The following is a 1,559-nucleotide window of genomic DNA, read 5'->3' as shown; positions in this document are numbered from 1 at the left end:
AAAGCAACCCTGGATATCGAGGGTGAAATAAGTGAAAATGTCACAAGGGAAGCAAAAGTTCAAGTGTTAGATCGTGACTACAACAAATTGAATGTTCAAATCGAGCCTGAACTTGTCGATGTCACTGTATCGGTTGTGAACCCCAGCAAGGAAGTTCCAGTAGCAGTCAAACAAAAAGGTTCATTACCAGATGGGACGACACTTGAGTCCATAACTGTGGAGCCTGGGACGGTCAACGTATTTGGCAGACAAGAGGTCTTGGATACAATTGAAGAGCTCACGGCTGAAGTCGATCTGAGTAAAATTACGAAAGATACAACCGTCACAGTGCCATTGTCGCTGAAAGATGGTTTGAATAAAGTAGCCCCTGAGGAAGTGAAGGTCAAATTAGATGTGAACACAACAACCGAGAAAGAGATATCGGGTTTGGAATTGAAGCCTCAGGGCTTGAGTGAAGACTACGAAGTATCCATCATCACACCACAAGACGGGACGGTCGATGCGACGCTGAAAGGTGAAAATGGGGCAGTTGATGAAATAACCAAGGAAGACTTCAACTTAGCCCTTGACCTGAAGGATCTGGAACCGGGTGAGCATGAGGTCGAGATCAATGCAGAAGGACCTGAAAACGTTGACTGGACACTATCTGAACAGACAGTGAAAATACAGATAAAAGAAAAGAACACATCAGCATAAGAGCTGTGAAAAGGAGAGATTTAGTATGGGTAAGTATTTTGGAACAGATGGTGTAAGAGGTGTAGCGAATACTGAACTAACACCGGAGTTAGCATTTAAACTTGGCCGTTTCGGCGGTTATGTCCTGACAAAGGATGCGACACGTCCTAAAATCCTGATTGGAAGGGATACCCGTATATCCGGTCATATGCTTGAGGGGGCATTGGTTGCCGGCTTACTCTCTATCGGAGCGGAAGTGATGCGTCTTGGTGTCATTTCAACTCCCGGAGTATCTTATTTAACAAAAGCGCTTGGTGCCCAGGCCGGTGTCATGATCTCTGCTTCTCACAATCCTGTCGGAGATAACGGAATTAAATTCTTCGGACCGGACGGGTTTAAATTATCAGACGACCAGGAGCATGAGATTGAAGAGCTGCTCGATCGGACGGAAGACAGCCTACCTCGTCCAATCGGTGCCGATTTAGGACAAGTAAGTGATTATTTCGAAGGTGGCCAGAAGTACCTTCAATACTTAAAACAGACTGTAGATGAAGATTTCGATGGTTTACATATTGCATTGGATTGTGCGCACGGTGCCACTTCCGCACTTGCGACCCACTTATTCGCTGATTTGGATGCGGATATTTCAACGATGGGGGCATCTCCAGACGGGTTGAATATCAATGAAGGAGTCGGTTCCACTCATCCAGAAGCGCTTGCTGAAATGGTGAAGGATAAGAATGCGGATGTCGGACTTGCCTTTGATGGTGACGGAGACCGTATAATCGCTGTCGATGAACACGGAAACATCGTAGACGGCGATCAGATCATGTACATCTGCGGTAAATACTTGAAGTCGGAAGGCAGACTTAAACAATCTACCG

General features: G+C 45.9%; 2 protein-coding genes. Both read left to right on the top strand.

Features of this window, described 5'->3' with window-relative positions:
* A partial coding sequence (locus HP456_RS17025; protein WP_246289181.1) for a CdaR family protein occupies positions 1-696 on the top strand: 696 nt, incomplete at its 5' end.
* A 25-nt stretch (positions 697-721) separates the two neighbouring features.
* Positions 722-1,559 (top strand): phosphohexomutase domain-containing protein (locus HP456_RS17020; RefSeq protein ID WP_512698764.1); only part of this gene is annotated, 838 nt, incomplete at its 3' end.

The sequence above is a fragment of the Bacillus haikouensis genome (assembly GCF_013179555.1).
Lineage (GTDB): Bacteria > Bacillota > Bacilli > Bacillales > Bacillaceae_B > Rossellomorea > Rossellomorea haikouensis_A.
Note: the sequence above shows the minus strand (reverse complement) of the source record. Positions and strands in the feature narration are given on the sequence as shown.